Genomic DNA, 17,087 nt, shown 5'->3' with positions numbered 1-17,087 from the left:
CACGACTATTATGAATGTTGGCCAGCTGGGGTCCAATGTGAGGATTTGCTTGTAGTTGCTGCACCTGTTATCAAAGGTGAAAAGTGGGTTATGACGCAATGGATGAGTAGAAGAGCATTGTTGTAACAAGTAAATTTACCGACTTTATCATTTTAACCGAGAAGCCCTCCTCCTCTAGACCAAGTGAAGGTTGGGATAGTTCAATTCCAATCTACAATTGAAGTTTTTTGTGAAATTCATTAAAAACATACAAACAGCCATCGTTTCATGGAATGATGGCTGTTTCTGTTTACCATTATACATAATCTTAACTTGGTGGCTGCGTTATTTATAACAGCCGATCAACCTTCCTACTATACAATAGAAAACATCATGTACACTCCAACAACGAAGAAAACGGCTAATGTCTTAATTATCGTAATACCAAAAATCTCTTTATAAGCTTCTCGGTGTGTTAATCCTGTAACTGCAAGTAAAGTTATAACTGCTCCGTTATGAGGGAGAGTATCCATACCTCCCGCTGCCATTGCAATTACACGATGAAGCACATCTAACGGAATATCAAAGTTCGCTGCCGCTTCAATATATTTATCTGCCATTAAACCTAATGTAATACTCATTCCACCCGAACCTGATCCCGTCAGACCGCACAAAATATTCGTCATGACCGCTCCGCTAATTAAAGGGTTTGAAAATGTACCTGTCAAAGAATTTTGAATCATGACAAATCCGGGTAAAGCTGCTATAACGGCACCAAATCCATACTCGGCTGCAGTGTTCATGGCAGCTAAGATTGAACCACTTACGCCCACGCTTGTAATAGATTGAAACTGTTCTTTTACCGCTTGGAAGTTTAATAATATAGCAGCAAGTATTCCGATAAGAAGTGCCATTTCCACTGACCAAATACCTACGACTTGTCCCATATCAATCGTTCCGTACTCCTTCAAACCTATAGATGCAAAATCAAATCCCTTTGTATACCAAACCGGGATGAATTCTGTAAAGACTTTATTCATCACTCCGACCAGTACAAGCGGAAGAAAAGCTACCCAATAACTAGCTGGAATAACATCGCTGGAAACAATAGGCGCTTGCACCAATTGTGCGCTAGTTGTGGCAGCCAGTTCAGAAGTGGCACCGCCTTTTCCGAAGTACCCCTCTCCCTTAGCAGCAGCCTTCTTCCTACACCTTTCCAAATACAGCATGCCACATATAAAGATAAACAGTGCTCCGATAATCCCTAATGTAGGAGCTGCATAAATATCTGTTTTAAAGAACGTAGTTGGAATAACATTTTGGATTTGAGGTGATCCAGGAAGTGAATCCATCGAAAACGTGAATGCACTGAATGCAATTGTCGCTGGAATGAGACGTTTCGGAATATCCGCCTCGCGAAATAATTGCGCCGCAAACGGATAAATCGCAAATACTGCGACAAATAAACTGACACCACTGTATGTAAGAATCGCTCCCATTAACACGATGGAAAGAATAGCTCTTTTCACGCCTATAAAATGGATGATAATTTTCGCGATTTTTTCTGCTATTCCAGTGATTTCTACCACTTTACCGAATATCGCTCCAAGCAAAAATACAGGAAAATATAATTTTATGAATCCGACCATCTTCGCCATAAAAACATTAGAAAAGAATGGTAAAACATTCGCCGGTTCCGTTAAAAATACAGCCAACAAAGCACATAACGGAGCGAATAAAATGACTGAGAATCCTCGGTAAGCTACAAATATAAGCAAGCCAAGCGATAGCAATACAATCAATAAATCCATAACCTCACTCCCCCTCAATAAAATAGATTCTCTTAAATTTACTTTACACCCTTTTATATTTATATATATTATTGCAACACCTGCCAGAGGCAGGCATTACTTTTTGTTATTTTATTTATGATGAAAAAGCGGTACCCTCTTTTCTATAAAAGCCTCCACTCCCTCTCTTACATCACTCGTTTGAAATACATGGCCGAAATTCTCAGCTTCTATTTTTAGCCCGTCCTCAAGAGAAGAAGATAATCCCTTATTGATAGATTGCTTCATCAAAGATAAAGCAGGAAGGGAAAATCGAGCCATCTTCGCGGCTAGTTCCTTCGCCTTATTCAGCGCTTCGCCACGCGGAACAACATGATTCACCAAACCAACTCGCCAAGCTACCTCGGCAGTGAACGGTTCACCAGTGAACATCATTTCTTTCGCACTTGCAGTTCCTATTAATCGAGGCAAACGTTGCGTGCCTCCCGCACCTGGAAACAATCCTAACTTCACCTCTGGAAGTCCGATTTGGGCATGTTCTTCTATAATCCGTAAATCACATGATAAGGCTAATTCACACCCGCCCCCAAGCGCTAATCCGTTAATAGCAGCGATTACAGGCTTCGACAATCTTTCTATTTTATTTAATGGATTCTGAAGCCACAATGATTTTCCCTCTGCATATTCATTCCCTTTCCCAATCCATTCCGGAAATGACTTGATGTCTCCTCCTGCAACGAAGGCCTTTTCTCCAGCGCCAGTTAGAAGTACAGCAATTACTTCATCATCCCGTTCGATTTCATCGACCACCACCGTCAGTTGCTCAACCACAGCACAGCTCAGTACATTCACAGGAGGATTATCAATGATAATCGTCGCGATTCCTTTTTCTTTCGCCCATGTAACAACCCGCTTATTTTCCAATGAAATCCCTTCTTTCCAATATGTAATGAGATAAAAAGCAAACTGTTTTACTACCCTTCAACACATCAACTCGTTCTTTTAATTACATAGCCGACCTGTTCGCGATCCCAAGCAGTACTGATTCCTTCCTCCTTCAGCTTGAACTTCTGAATCCGTTCCGTCGCGGTTTTTGGGAAAGTTTCACTGAACTGAACATATCGCGGCACCATGAAGTAAGCCATACGTTCTTGACACCAATCTATAATCTCTTCATGGGACATCGTTTCTCCTTTCTTTACAATCACATATAATTTGACATCCTCTTCTCCCACTTCCGATGGAACACCGATGGCCGCTGATTCAAGTACTTTCGGGTGATTATTCACGACTTTTTCGATTTCCCAAGAGGAGATGTTTTCTCCACGCCTCCGGATACACTGTTTGATTCGATCGCAAAAATATAAGTAACCTTCCTCATCTAGATAACCGCGATCTCCTGTATGGAACCATCCCTCATTCATCGCCTCCTCTGTTTTATCCCGCATTTTATAGTAGCCTTCCATGAATGCTTGTCCCTGTAAGGAACGTATAAAAATCTCTCCAATTTCACCAGTCCGCGCTTCATTTCCATCCTCATTGACAATCTTCGTCTCTACGTAAGAATAAGGCTTTCCAATAGAAGGCGGCTTATTGGCATTCAATGGATTCGTTACACAAAAACCCGTCGTTTCCGTTAATCCGTAACCTTCTACAATCTGGACGCCAAACCTCTCCTCAAACGGCTTCCAAAATTCCTTAGGCGTAGCAGCACAAGCCGTCACCCTTACAAAATTTTCATTATCGTTTTCCTTTTCTGGTTGCTTGCAGAGAATAGGAATCATAGATCCTAAAGAATTAAAAATGGTTGCGCCATGACCGCGAATTTCATCCCAAAATCCAGAAGCACTAAACCGCTTGCCAAGAGCAATTGTCGCATTGGAAGAAATAGCACCGAGTACTGTATGGGCCTGGGCGTTAATATGGAATAACGGCAGCGCTGTAAATAAAATATCTTTCGAACTTGCGCCAACCATATAGGTGGCAAATGACTGCGCAGAATTTACATAGGCAGAATGACTTAACATGACCCCTTTAGGTAATCCAGTCGTTCCAGAGGTATAAAGAATACTGTTAATAGAAGAGGAGGAAACAAATTCAGTTGGAAGGTGATGATTATTTGTATTCAGTACATCTTTCAATTCGATTACCAGCGGTTCTTTACCATCGTTCAAAATAATTGCGCTTTCATCATTTCCGTAAACGACAATTTGAATGTCCCTTTGTATAAATGGCAAACAAGAAGCAATTTGAGGAACAAATTCCTTATCAACGATAATCAGCTTGCAATCAGAGTGAGATAAAATATACTGCAAACCTTCCCCTTTTAAATGCACATTTAGAGGCACCGCAATTGCTCCCATAAAAGATAAAGCAAACCATACATCCAGATATTCAGGAGCGTTATGAAGCATAATACAAACCTTATCCCCTTTTTGAATACCGAGCTCACAAAATCCCGCTGCAGCTTTTGTAATTCGATGATAGAGCTCCTCATACGTAACTCTTTGTTCTTCAAATTGTAAATAGACCTTACTTGGTGTTTTTTCAATACTTTGCATAATAAAATGTGGCAAACTGTGATTTTCCAGCATTGAATTCCATCCCTTCTTGCTATAATCTTTTTTATTTATATAGCAAGAAACATGCCAAAAATCGACTCATTCTCTATTCCCTTATTCCTTCAGGGACATACCCCAAGTCTCCCTTACATGTCCACCTTCACATGTCGCATTTGCGCTACAAATGATTACGATCATGTCGCATCTATAAGAAAGTGTCGCAAAAAAGAGACAGTATGTATTACTGCAAACCAAACAAAAAAAGGGCCTGTTTGCCCTTTGCTTCCTTTCACGAAATTCCATATTTTTCTATTTTACGATATAAGCTAGCCCGATGAATCCCTAAAAGCTTGGCTGCCTCTTTTATATTTCCAGCTGTCTTTTCCAAAGCCCTTGTAATCGCCCGTTTTTCAGCCGATTCCACTTCCTCCTGCAGTGAATAACTCATCTCATTCTTCTCTTGATCCACCGCAAATATTTCATGATATAACTCTTCTTCCAAATCTTTTTTCCGCAAATATACAGGAAGATGATGCACTTGAATAATCATTCCTTCTATAACATTCATCGCTCGTTCTAACACATTCTCTAGCTCCCTAATATTGCCTGGCCAATCATGCTCCATGAATATATTCCTTACTCTCTCATCCAATGAAAGAACGCTACTACCCAGCTCCCCATTCAATTTCCGAATTAAAAATTCCATTATATGTATCATATCTTCCTTTCTCTCTCGTAACGGAGGAATATCGATCGCAAACACATTCAACCTATAATATAAATCCTCCCTAAATTCCCCTCTTTGCACCATTTCACGAAGATTTCGATGTGTCGCCGCAATGAAACGGACATCAATCTTTTGAATTTTCGTACCACCAATTCTTTCAATCTCTTTCTCTTGCAACACACGCAGCAACTTCACCTGCATGTCCAAAGACATATCACCGATCTCATCTAAAAACAACGTTCCCTTATGGGCCAACTCAATCTTCCCAGGCTTACCACCTTTTTTCGCTCCTGTAAAAGCCCCCTCTTCGTATCCAAATAATTCAGCCTCCAAAAGATCCCTCGGAATCGCAGCACAATTCAAACGAATAAATGAACCCCTAGCACGCGGACTTGCACGATGTACCGCATGCGCAAAGAGCTCCTTCCCTGTACCGCTCTCTCCTCTTATCAAAACGGTAGACCGACTTTTAGAAACCTTCAAGGCCATCGTTTTAACTTCTTTCATTTTCGCACTCTCTCCTATAATACTTTGAAAGGACAACCTACCTTCTTGCAACCGCTGTAATTCAGTTTGATAGTAAGATAACTTTGATTCCATTGCACTAATCTGATCCCCCAAAGCTTTAAACTGCTGTATATCATGAAACATAATTTTACCAATCGCACCAATAACCTCACCGTCCTTAACAATAGGTATACGAGTTGCGATAATATTCCGATTACTTATACGCTGGATATGCCCAATTTCCACCTGTCCCGTCTTCACGATAATATGCATCCTCGTATTCTCAACAACCTCCGTACAATGCTTACCTATCGCTTCCTTTGGATCATCAATCCCTAAAAATTGTGCATAAGAACCACTTAAAAAATTGACAATCCCTTGTTCATTTACCCCTAGAATACACTCCGACAGTAAATTCAAGGCATTTTCATACCGACTGATGATACTTTCCAAGGACTGTATACTTTTTTCCTTGTTTTCCAAAATGGCAATTGATCCATCTTCTTTCCCGCTCTGATATACACGGGATTCATTTATAATCAATACTTGGTTGCCCACCTTACACTCGTACTTGTACAAACTATCATTTTGATTCACTACTAGCTTTTTACGATCAGGAATAATCGTTGATATATGCTTACCTATTATTTCATTTTCTTTTTTATGTAACATGCTGCAGAATGGTTGGTTGCTGAATGTGATGATTCCATCATGACTTATGACAGCAATTCCGTTATTCATTACCTGAAGAGCCTGGCCTGTTAACTGCAAATTCATTCTTTCATCCATATGCATTTGGAAGCCCCCCCTATCAAATTGTGCTCTTTCTCGCATGTATTATATATTCATTTTAAACATTTACTTTCCTTCGGCTCTTCCGTTTGAAGTAATAATTTCTTGAACCAGTAATATAGCTGATTAACCGGTAGGTTCTTTTTTGACACCTGTCAGGTTTTAATAATCCAATTTCTTTAAATCCTTGGATGTAAGAAGATGAATCTCATGGGCTATTTACAACTTGTAGGTGAGGAATATTTGACGCTTACCTTAGATACCTAATGAGTTTTATGAAAAGTAAAAAACAGTTGATGGAGTGTCTTCCATCAGCTATTTTAATTACGAATTTTGGTGATGAAACCCATAATTATTAGATTTACTTTAGCATAGCTTCTTATCCCCCAATCCCCAACTAAACCATCTCCCATGCCCTTCCGTTTCCCCAACAGTTTCACAATATTCGTTTCCGTTAATATAATAATCAATATGAAGGTCCCGGTCCCACATATTGTTATATAGGTGGAATACATCACGTTTTGCACCGATTTCTTTAATTTGTTTTTCTAGCGCATGTTTTACTTGCTTAGGTATTTGATTTGCGACGTGTGTATGGAAAATGCAGATAACAGCATCTTCACTTATTTGTTCAATAATAAATGGCAACAGCTCTACACCGTCTCCTTCTATTAATCGGACGGATTCATTTTTAACTAAAGATGCTGCTTGATCGAACAGTTCAAGTCTTTCTTTATGCTCTGGCCAAATTAGTGCACGTAGCCATAAATAATCTTCCTCATTATGTAAATCATTCACATGTAAATCAAGCCCGATTCTTTCTACGACAGGTGGACTTTGTTTTAGAAAACGGGGCACATTCTCCCCTCTTATTTCAGAGGTTAAATGTACATTCGAATTTATATTTCCATATGTTTCATCTGTTCCGTACGAATAGCTATATTGGTCCCAGAACAGTTGTAATCCAGAACTTGTACCAATTTCAATTACCACTAACGGTTTATTCACTTTGTTAAATATATAGCAGAAACTTGGGTATAAGTATGCACATCGTCTTACTTCATTCGTTTGAACGAGTTTCGTTTGTAATAAAGTAATGATTTCTTCTCGGTACTCATTACAGAAATCTTTAAATTGTTCAAAAGCTTTATCTAAATTTGTTTTAGCATTTTCAACTAAGCTACTATAATACGTTTTTAAATGATGGTCTTTCCCTTTTAGCAATAAATAATGTACTGCACCTAATAATAAGTTTGGGATTGGTTGTCCTACTTGAGCGTAGGAAGATAGTGTAAGCACTTCCTCATCTTCAGAAATCTTCATTGATAAGTATTCGTATAAATCACTTGATCCTTTACATTCCTTGATTGAAAAATTTCGAAATAAGTTTGCGACTTGTTCTTTTGTAAGCATTGGTATCCCTCCTTGATTATTTTCAGAATAATCTTATCATTTATTTGTTATTTACTCTATTTTTTCAAATTAGATGTCACGAAAATAGAATTTTACTAGTTTCCAAAGATAAAACATAAAAATAGAAGTTTTTTTGACATAACATCAAAATGGAATTCTTCTCCAAATTCCGCTTTACTACTATGCTTTTTACCCTTATGACAGAAGAATTCTATGAAATAAAACGTTAAATAGTTTAAAATTATCAGATAACACTAGATATTTTAGTCTATTAATTATTATAATAGACTATGAGATGGTTATATAATTGAGACAAAAAAGGTAAGTACCTAGGTGGGGCCTAGGCGGTGTTTTCTTTTTACGGCTTAGATATAAAAACACCTACTCTTTTTTGCCAATATAGGGGATGGAGAGATTATCATGAGCAACATGCAGCAAAAAACAGACGTTATCTTAATTGGCGCAGGAATTATGAGCGCAACGTTAGGATCATTACTTAAAGAATTGGCACCTGAATGGGAAATTAAAGTATTTGAAAAACTCGCTAATGCCGGAGAAGAAAGTTCTAACGAATGGAATAATGCTGGTACAGGACATTCTGCGCTATGTGAGCTTAACTATACATCCGAAAAATCTGACGGGTCTATAGATATTGGTAAAGCTGTAAAAGTAAATGAGCAATTTCAACTTTCAAGACAATTTTGGGCTTATCTTGTAAAAAGAAACTTAATTCGTAATCCACAAGATTTTATTATGCCACTACCTCATATGAGTTTGGTGCAAGGGGAAAAAAATGTAGAGTTTCTAAAAAAACGTTTTGAAGCGCTTTCAAAAAACGCTCTATTCCAAGGAATGGAATTTTCTGATGCACCTGACACATTAAAAAAATGGCTTCCACTCATTATGGAAGGTCGTAATTCTAATGAAGCTATGGCTGCAACGAAAATTGACTCTGGAACAGATGTTAACTTCGGTGCGTTAACGCGCATGTTATTTGATTACTTAAAAACTAAAAATGTTGAGCTAAACTACAAACATAGTGTTGAAAATATTAAACGCACGAAGAATGGTTTGTGGGAAGTAAAAGTACATGATATGAATAGTGGCAAAATCGAACATCATACTGCAAAATTCGTCTTTATCGGCGGCGGTGGCGGTAGTCTACCTCTACTTCAAAAGACTGGTATTCCTGAGTCAAAACATATTGGAGGATTCCCAGTAAGTGGACTATTTATGGTATGTAAAAACCAAAAAATTGTAGAGCAGCATCATGCAAAAGTATACGGAAAAGCTAAAGTTGGTGCTCCACCAATGTCTGTACCTCACCTTGATACGAGATATATAGACAATAAAAAAGCTTTACTGTTTGGACCATTTGCAGGCTTCTCACCTAAATTCTTAAAAACTGGCTCAAACCTTGATTTAATTGGTTCTGTAAAACCGAATAACGTCTTAACGATGTTAGCCGCCGGTGTAAAAGAAATGGGATTAACAAAATACTTAATCCAACAAGTTATGTTATCACACGAAAAGCGTATGGAAGAATTACGTGAGTTTATTCCGAACGCTAAAAGTGAAGATTGGGATACTGTCGTTGCTGGACAACGTGTGCAGGTAATTAAAGATACTGATGCAGGTGGTAAAGGAACACTTCAATTTGGTACAGAAGTTGTTAGTGCAAATGACGGATCAATCGCTGCGTTACTTGGCGCTTCTCCAGGTGCTTCTACTGCTGTTCACGTTATGCTTGAAGTATTAGAAAAATGCTTCCCAGAACGTATACTAGAATGGGAGCCAAAGATAAAAGAAATGGTCCCTTCTTACGGCGTGTCACTTACGGAAAATCCAAGACTGTTCCAAGAGCTTCACGCTTCAACAGGACGCACACTTGGGTTAAATGAAAAAGAAGCTGTTCACAATTAATGAATAGATTAAAAAAACGACATAATAAAAACGTCCGATATATTCGGACGTTTTTATTTTCTACTAGAAAGTATACTTATCAATATTATCCTTCGTAAATACAACTCGTTCAGGTAATACGATAATACCATTTCCTTCTGCCTCATAGTCATACCCTTGAATAGAGTTCGGCTCTACTTTCACTTTTCCGATTCCTTTTACTTCAAAGCTATCCCCGACTTTTAACTTCTTCCCTTTTACAACAATTTCATTTGCAACATACGTTGCGAGGGCACCTTGTTGTTTTACATCCCATAATCCAAATTGTTGTACTGTTCCTCGTTTTACATAATCACGCATAACGTTCGGTGTCGAAAATCCCGTTACGACTACTTTCTTATCCATTTTCAAATTCTCAGCTGCTTGCGCCATTGCTGGTAGTGCTGTTGCATCTGGACATATTACTGCGTTAATATCTGGATACGTTTTTAAAATACTCTCCCCTACCGATAAAGATTTTTGCGCATTATTTTCACCGTATTGCGTCGTTACAATTTCCCAATTCGGATATTTTTCTTTAATAATCTCTTTCGCCTTCGTTACCCATTGATTTTGATCTGTTACAGTCGGGCTTGAATAAAAGAATGCGACCTTCCCTTTATCTCCAATTTGCTTAGATGTCATTTCTATTAATAACTTTGCTAGTTGGTCTGGTGTACCTTGGCTAATATAAAACGAACGGTCTTTCGGATTCACATCAGAATCCCACGTTAATACGGTCATCCCCTTTTTCTTTGCACGTTGTAATGATTGCGAGAGACCATCAACTGACGTAGATGAAACCATAATTGCATCGTAGTTTTGATTAATAAAATTATTTATATATTTTACTTGCCCTGATACGCTCGCTTCAGAAGGTCCATCATATTTCACTTGTACACCTAACTTATCTCCCATCTCTTTTGCACCTTCACCGCCTGATGTAAAGAAGCCAACTCCCGTTAATTTCGGAATGAATGCAAATTTCACATCATCTGCTTTTTTCTTGTCCGCTGTTTGGCTAGAACAAGCAATTAAACCGATTAAACAAATACACATAATAATAACAATCCCCAGTTTTCTCTTCATGACATTTCCCCCTTATGCAAATTCCTTCTTTTCCCCGTAGTGAATCGTTGTAATTTAAAATGTCTCATAATAACAGAAACAATAAGGATAATACCTATTACTACATTAGATTGTTCATTCGTTAAGCCCGTCATTTGTAAACCGTACTGCATGAGTCCTATAAAAATACTCGCTAGTACTGTCCCAATAATACTCCCTTTTCCGCCTGTAATAAGTGTGCCGCCTAATACAACTGCCGTAATTACTGGCAAAATCGTTTCACTTCCAATATCTGCACGAGCTGAACCGAAATAAGCTGTTAAGAAAGCTCCTCCTAATCCACCTCCTAACCCAGAAAGTACGTAAGCAATAATTACTACTTTCTTCGTTCGAATGCCGGAATATCTCGCCGTACTTTCATTTGCGCCAGTTAATTTTGCGTAGCGACCATATGTTGTACGGTGAAACAATATCGTAAATACTATCGTTAAAATGACAAGGAGCCATAATAGATTAGGTATACCGATAAAACTACCATTTGCCATTTGCACATACGAATCTGGTAAACCACTTATTCCTTCATAGCCCGCTGCACCCGAACCACCTGAAATAACAAGGGCGATTCCTGCATATAAAAACATCGTTCCAAGTGTAACGACAAGAGGTTCTACATCTGTCATTTTTATAATAAGTCCATTTAATCCGCCCGCTATGCAACTTATTACGAGCGCAATGATAACGGCCAACAGTATAGGCATGCCATTCATCCAAAGTGCTCCGATAAGAATCGAAGTAAGCCCCATAATAGATCCTACTGATACATCAATTCCGCCAGTTACAATGACAAATGTCATCGGAATAGCCGCGATTGAAATAATGAGGAAATCGTTCATACTAAAAAGGAGGTTACTAATGTTTAAGAAATCACTATTTATGAAACTAAAGAGAATGAGTTCTACGAGAAGCAATATGAGAAGAACCCCTTCCCATCTATACAAACTACGTATTCCCCTCATAGATTCACCCTTCTTTCTTCTAGTTGCCGGAGTTTCTTCCATTTTTTCAAGACACTATCTAATATGATGATGAGTAAAAGTAAAAATCCTGAAATAGCACTATTCCAAAATGCAGGTATTTTTAAAAAGACGAGTGAACTGCTTATCACTTCTAAAAAAAATGCACCTAATGCCGCTCCAAATATAGAACCTGTTCCTCCTTTTAAATGTATACCACCTAAAACAGCAGCGGCGATAACTTGCAATTCTATCCCTGTACCTGTTTGATTTGGAACGAATCCAATATTCATTACGAATATACATCCAGCGAGCCCAGCGCTTATGCCTGATATGATAAACGCGTATATTTTCACTTTATCTACATGTATTCCAATAAGCCTTGCACCATCTTCATTATCACCGACAGCATAAAAATATCTTCCAATTTGTACTTTCATTAAAAAGAAATATAGTAGTAGTAATATGATAAGAACGGTCCATACCGTTACCGGAATGCCTAACATCATAATAGAAGAAATTTGTTTATACTCATTCGGAATATCTTCAATCCACTTTCCGCCCGTGAATAGTAACATTGCACCTCTAATAATACCGAGCATTCCTAATGTCATAATGATAGCTGGCACTCGAAATTTCGTAACGCCAATTCCATTTACCATACCAATAAGAGCACCAAGTATAATTGCCACAAATATTGAAATAAAGGCACTGTATCCATCTGTTAACAACATCCCGCAAACCGCAGCGCTTAATCCCATAATAGATCCTACTGATACATCTATATTTTTCGTAAACAATACGAAAGATTGACCAATTGCCAAAATAACTAAAATAACGCTTGATTTCATAATTAAAGATAAAGAGCTAAACTGAACAAAACTAGGATTCATTACTCCAACGAAGGCTATGTAAAGAAGTAATAAAATAATAATAGACGTCTCATGCATTTTAAATAAACGGTTCACTCCGTTACACCTCCCTTTCCTCCGTACGCAAGGCGTGTAACTTCATCAATACAAATTTCCTTCTTCTCCAAATGAGAGACGAATCCTCCGTTTCTCATCACATAAACACGATTCGCTAATTGAGCGATTTCTTCCATATCTGAAGAAATTAATATGAGCGCAAGTCCCTTTCTCTTCAAACTTTGTATCGTTTCGTATACTTCTAATCTTGCTTTCGCATCAATACCACGGGTCGGTTCATCAAGAATAATCACTTTCGGATTACATGCAAGATATTTTGCTAGCACGACCTTCTGTTGGTTCCCACCTGATAAAGACGTCAGCTCTTCATTCATATGAGGGACAACAATTCTAAACTGTTTTATATACAATTCGGATAAAGCGCTTTCTTTTTTACTATTTAAAAAGAAGCTACTCATACTGTTTAAAGATGCAGATGTTATATTTTCCTTAACAGACGCAATTGAAAAAATACCATTCCCTGCTCGATCCTCCGGTACATACACCATACCTTCCTTTATTCGCTTATGTACCGAATACTTTGTAATGGATTTCCCATCTAATAAAACAGAACCTGATTTCAAAGGCTTTAATCCACATAACGATTCAGCTAGTTCAGTCCTACCTGATCCAACGATCCCAGCAATCCCAACAACTTCTCCAGCGTGTACAGTAAATGATACATTTTGAAACGCATATCTTGATGCATTCGTGACATCTAATAGTTTTTCCGAATGCTCTGTTTCCTCTTGTATGATCTCTTTTTTCTCCTCAAATTTATATCCTTTCGGTAATAACCCCTCCATTAGCATGTCATATGTATACCTTGATACATCACCTTGACTTACAATCATTCCGTCACGTAAAATTGCTACTTTATTCGCAATTTCAAAGATTTCTGGAAAACGATGCGTAATATAAATCATGCCAATTCCTTTTTCTCTTAAACTTTTCATCAACACAAAAAGACTCTTAATTTCGTGAGTTGTTAATGTCGATGTTGGCTCATCTAAAATAAGAATCTCAGCTTCTCTTATTAATCCCCTCAATATTTCTACTAATTGTTGCTGGGCGATGGATAACGATACCCCTAGCTCACGAAGTTGAATGTTCCACCCTAAGTCTTCTAGCAACTTTTTAATTTTATTTCGAAGCTCTTTCTTTTTCGCTTTCATTCCGATACAAATGTTCTCTTCAATTGTCATATGAGGAAAGATGAGCGGCTCTTGTGGTATTAAGTAAATACCATGTTGATGCGCCTCTGCTGTGTTTGAAAACTTTTGTATTTCCCCCTTCACATACATTTTGCCAGCATCGTATGAATACAAGCCCGTTAGTATTTTCATTAACGTTGATTTCCCGGCACCATTTCCTCCAACTAAAGCGTATATATCTCCACGCTCTAATTGTAAATTGACTTCTTTTAATACGAGTTGATCTGCAAATGATTTACTCATCTTTGTAACTTGTAATAAGGGCACGCTCTCCACATGTTGTCACCTGCCTTTATGCAGAACATTTTTTGAGAAAATGATTTTTTGTTCTACTTGTTTTGTAGCATTGTATATTTCTTTTTTCATATCTAGAACACTTTTTTCACTGGGCTATTTATCGCTTCAACTGGAATAAACAAAATAACGAGCACATATGTTTAAGCAGTGGTCAATTGTTGAAAGGGATGAAGAGCATGTCACAGCTGAGCTTTGAAGACAATTTGTTAACAAAAGTAGCTTGGTACTATTATAAAGATCAATTAACCCAGCAAGAAATTGCTTCACTTCTTCACATTTCAAGAAATAAAGTCGTTCGGTTGTTAGATAAAGCACGGACGGAAGGTGTCGTCACATTTCACATAAAAGGTACTGGTTTACACTGTTTAAGCATCGAACGTGACCTTATAAAAAAATTCCATCTAAAAGATGCTTTCGTTATTCCAACGCCAACTGAGAATTATGCATTTTCACTCGGAAAAGCTGCCGCACAATATTTAGAAACTCAGTTGCAACAAGGTGATTTACTTGGGATTGGCTGGGGAGAGACGATAAGTAAAATGCTAGAAAACATTCATTTTGATAGCTCTATGAGTCTTTCAATCGTTACTCTTACAGGAGGTGTAAATCACTATATTCCAAGAAATCAAAGCTATTTAAACTACATGCAAGGCGATCTTCATATTATTCCTACCCCTTTTCTAACATCTACAAACGAAATGACACAAATTATTCTATCTGAACCGAGCGTGAAAGATATGCTTCACGTCGCTTCACTCGCTCATACAGCAGTAGTTGGCATTGGCAGCTTATCTCAAGACGCCACAATTGTGAAAGAAGAAAAATTAACACTACGTGAAATGACTTATATACGTAGTCAACACGGGGCTGGAGATATTTTAGGGCAATTTTATAATACTGACGGAAAACAATTAGAACTTCCCCATCATAACCGTCTTATCGGCACACCACTCTCTGTTCTTCAAAATATGAAACATGTCGTTGGTGTAGCTGGCGGTACGGAAAAGATAGCTGCAATTTACGGCGCCTTAAAAGGAAAGTTCATTCATACATTAATTACCGATGAAGAAACTGCCCTCTCCTTATTAAGAAAGGAAGGTGACTCTTAATGTCTACTCTATTAGCTTACGACGCTGGTACAGGGAGCATTCGAGCAGTTCTTTTTGATTTACAAGGAAATCAGCTTGCAGTCAGTCAAAAAGAATGGATTCATAAATCAGATAGTCGTTACCCTGGTTCTATGAATTTTGATGTAACTGAAAACTGGCAGCTCGTTCAACAATGTACGAAAGAGGTTCTTCAAAAAAGTAATACGTCCTCCTCTTCTATTAAAGGTATTAGTGCAACGAGTATGCGTGAAGGCTTTGTTTTATACGATAAAAACGGGCAGGAAATATGGGCTTGTGCAAATGTTGATGGCCGCGCGTCAGCGGAAGTTAGTGAACTAAAACAAATTCGTTCCGAAATTGAAAAGGATTTATATAAAAAATCCGGTCAAACTTTTTCATTAGGTGCTTTACCTCGCTTACTTTGGATTAAAAAACATGAACCAGACGTGTACAGGAGCATTCATTCTTTCACGATGTTAAACGATTGGATTTTATATAAATTGTGCGGCGTACTACAAATTGATCCTTCAAACGGATGTACGTCTGGTATATTCGATTTACAAAATAGAGCTTGGGATAACTGGGTTGCTGAGCAATGCGGTCTTACTCTAGCCTTTTCTCCAAAAGTAAATGAAGCTGGTACAGTTATCGGGAATATCACAAAACGAAGTGCTGAGTTAACAGGATTACATGAAGGAACACCGGTCGTTGCTGGCGGCGGAGATGCACAAATGGCATCGCTTGGAACTGGAGTTGTAAAACCTGAACAAACATTTATATGCGGGGGCAGTTTTTGGCAACAAGAAGTAAATATAACAAAACCAGAAACTGATCCAAATGCGGCACTTCGCGTAAATTGCCATGTCGCTCCTAACCTATGGCAATACGAAACAATCGCTTTCTTCCCTGGCCTTGTTATGAGGTGGTTTCGAGATGCCTTTTGCCATGAAGAAAAACGGCTCGCTGAAAAACTCGGTGTAGATGCTTATGAATTACTAGAAGAACAAGCAAAAGATGTTCCTATAGGCTCTCACGGTATAATCCCTATTTTTTCAAATGTAATGAATTATATTTCTTGGCGACATGCTGCACCATCCTTTTTAAATTTGAGCTTAGATGCTGATAAATGTGGGAAGAAAGAGATGTTTCGTGCAATTGAAGAGAATGCGGCCTTCGTTACACTTGGCAACTTGAAATTAATTGAAGCTCTCACTGGTAAATTCCCTTCTGAAGTAATCTTTGCTGGCGGTGCTGCTAAAGGAAAACTATGGCCACAAATTCTTTCAGACGTACTCGGAATTCCTGTGAAAGTACCAGTTGTAAAAGAAGCAGCAGCTTTAGGAACTGCAATTGCTGCTGGGGTTGGTGCTGGCATATATTCATCTATGGCAGAGACTGCCGAACAATTTGTACAGTGGGAAAAAACATTTGAGCCAGTCACTGAAAATCATGAACTATATAAGGAATTCTATGAAACATGGAAAACTGTGTATAACAGTCAGCTCGCTTTAGCCGATAAAGGCCTCACCTCACATATGTGGATTGCACCCGGTGCTCTGTAACACATTACATAAAGTGAAACTTTAATCAGTGGGGGTTTTGTTCCTCCCCCACTGATTATTAGTTGAACCAATCGGGCGTTTACGGGCAGTTGACCTCCCCCTAACTTCTTTGCTCCAGCCAAATTTTGAGATGGGAGTTTTACTGC

Annotated in this window: 12 protein-coding genes; 3 read left to right on the top strand and 9 right to left on the bottom strand. The window is 38.3% G+C overall.

Annotated features, from left to right (window positions below; all coding sequences use genetic code 11):
* Positions 1-353 precede the first annotated feature (353 nt).
* From NSS74_RS09090 to NSS74_RS09070, 5 genes are all read right to left on the bottom strand, one after another.
* A complete protein-coding gene (locus NSS74_RS09090) occupies positions 354-1,790 on the bottom strand; it encodes a GntP family permease (protein ID WP_002168153.1) in 1,437 nt (478 codons plus the stop codon).
* Between the two features lie 111 nt (positions 1,791-1,901).
* Complete coding sequence (locus NSS74_RS09085) at positions 1,902-2,693, bottom strand: enoyl-CoA hydratase (protein WP_002142267.1); 792 nt, start codon at positions 2,691-2,693, stop codon at positions 1,902-1,904.
* Positions 2,694-2,758: 65 nt separating this feature from the next.
* Positions 2,759-4,363 carry an ATP-dependent acyl-CoA ligase gene (locus NSS74_RS09080; protein WP_002142268.1) on the bottom strand — a complete coding sequence of 535 codons (1,605 nt, stop codon included), beginning with the start codon at positions 4,361-4,363 and terminating at the stop codon, positions 2,759-2,761.
* Between the two features lie 256 nt (positions 4,364-4,619).
* Positions 4,620-6,359: a sigma-54-dependent Fis family transcriptional regulator gene (locus tag NSS74_RS09075; RefSeq protein ID WP_002032827.1), complete on the bottom strand. Its 1,740-nt coding sequence runs from the start codon at positions 6,357-6,359 to the stop codon at positions 4,620-4,622.
* Between the two features lie 363 nt (positions 6,360-6,722).
* On the bottom strand, positions 6,723-7,769 hold the full coding sequence (locus NSS74_RS09070) for a DUF2332 domain-containing protein (RefSeq protein ID WP_002142269.1): 1,047 nt from the start codon (positions 7,767-7,769) through the stop codon (positions 6,723-6,725).
* Between the two features lie 420 nt (positions 7,770-8,189).
* On the opposite strand from NSS74_RS09070, the gene NSS74_RS09065 reads away from it, so the two are divergent.
* Complete coding sequence (locus NSS74_RS09065) at positions 8,190-9,692, top strand: malate:quinone oxidoreductase (protein WP_002142270.1); 1,503 nt, start codon at positions 8,190-8,192, stop codon at positions 9,690-9,692.
* A gap of 63 nt (positions 9,693-9,755) precedes the next feature.
* Here the strand turns inward: NSS74_RS09065 and lsrB are convergent, their stop codons facing one another.
* From lsrB to NSS74_RS09045, 4 genes are read right to left on the bottom strand one after another with little or no spacing between them, the layout of a single operon-like run.
* Entirely contained in the window at positions 9,756-10,799 is a 1,044-nt protein-coding gene (gene lsrB, locus NSS74_RS09060; RefSeq protein ID WP_002142271.1) for an autoinducer 2 ABC transporter substrate-binding protein LsrB, read from the bottom strand.
* Positions 10,796-11,794, bottom strand: a complete 999-nt coding sequence (locus NSS74_RS09055) for an ABC transporter permease (protein ID WP_002189993.1) — start codon at positions 11,792-11,794, stop codon at positions 10,796-10,798. Before NSS74_RS09055 ends, lsrB begins: the two co-directional genes overlap by 4 nt.
* Complete coding sequence (locus NSS74_RS09050) at positions 11,791-12,759, bottom strand: ABC transporter permease subunit (RefSeq protein ID WP_002142273.1); 969 nt, start codon at positions 12,757-12,759, stop codon at positions 11,791-11,793. Before NSS74_RS09050 ends, NSS74_RS09055 begins: the two co-directional genes overlap by 4 nt.
* A complete protein-coding gene (locus tag NSS74_RS09045; protein WP_002142276.1) occupies positions 12,756-14,249 on the bottom strand; it encodes a sugar ABC transporter ATP-binding protein in 1,494 nt (497 codons plus the stop codon). Before NSS74_RS09045 ends, NSS74_RS09050 begins: the two co-directional genes overlap by 4 nt.
* A gap of 197 nt (positions 14,250-14,446) precedes the next feature.
* Between NSS74_RS09045 and NSS74_RS09040 the strand changes: the two genes are divergently transcribed.
* Together NSS74_RS09040 and lsrK are read left to right on the top strand one after the other, a co-directional pair.
* Positions 14,447-15,379 carry a sugar-binding transcriptional regulator gene (locus NSS74_RS09040; RefSeq protein WP_340813437.1) on the top strand — a complete coding sequence of 311 codons (933 nt, stop codon included), beginning with the start codon at positions 14,447-14,449 and terminating at the stop codon, positions 15,377-15,379.
* Entirely contained in the window at positions 15,379-16,941 is a 1,563-nt protein-coding gene (gene lsrK, locus NSS74_RS09035; protein WP_340813435.1) for an autoinducer-2 kinase, read from the top strand. The genes NSS74_RS09040 and lsrK overlap by 1 nt, the downstream gene beginning before the upstream one ends.
* The last annotated feature ends 146 nt before the right edge of the window (positions 16,942-17,087 follow it).

Source organism: Bacillus sp. FSL E2-8868, assembly GCF_038005505.1.
Lineage (GTDB): Bacteria > Bacillota > Bacilli > Bacillales > Bacillaceae_G > Bacillus_A > Bacillus_A mycoides.
Note: the sequence above shows the minus strand (reverse complement) of the source record. Positions and strands in the feature narration are given on the sequence as shown.

Coding starts and splice junctions, on each gene's coding strand:
- NSS74_RS09090 (WP_002168153.1), bottom strand. CDS start 1,790: ATGGATTTATTGATTGTATTGCTATCGCTTGGCTTGCTTATATTTGTA.
- NSS74_RS09080 (WP_002142268.1), bottom strand. CDS start 4,363: ATGCTGGAAAATCACAGTTTGCCACATTTTATTATGCAAAGTATTGAA.
- NSS74_RS09075 (WP_002032827.1), bottom strand. CDS start 6,359: ATGCATATGGATGAAAGAATGAATTTGCAGTTAACAGGCCAGGCTCTT.
- NSS74_RS09070 (WP_002142269.1), bottom strand. CDS start 7,769: ATGCTTACAAAAGAACAAGTCGCAAACTTATTTCGAAATTTTTCAATC.
- NSS74_RS09065 (WP_002142270.1), top strand. CDS start 8,190: ATGAGCAACATGCAGCAAAAAACAGACGTTATCTTAATTGGCGCAGGA.
- lsrB (WP_002142271.1), bottom strand. CDS start 10,799: ATGAAGAGAAAACTGGGGATTGTTATTATTATGTGTATTTGTTTAATC.
- NSS74_RS09055 (WP_002189993.1), bottom strand. CDS start 11,794: ATGAGGGGAATACGTAGTTTGTATAGATGGGAAGGGGTTCTTCTCATA.
- NSS74_RS09040 (WP_340813437.1), top strand. CDS start 14,447: ATGTCACAGCTGAGCTTTGAAGACAATTTGTTAACAAAAGTAGCTTGG.
- lsrK (WP_340813435.1), top strand. CDS start 15,379: ATGTCTACTCTATTAGCTTACGACGCTGGTACAGGGAGCATTCGAGCA.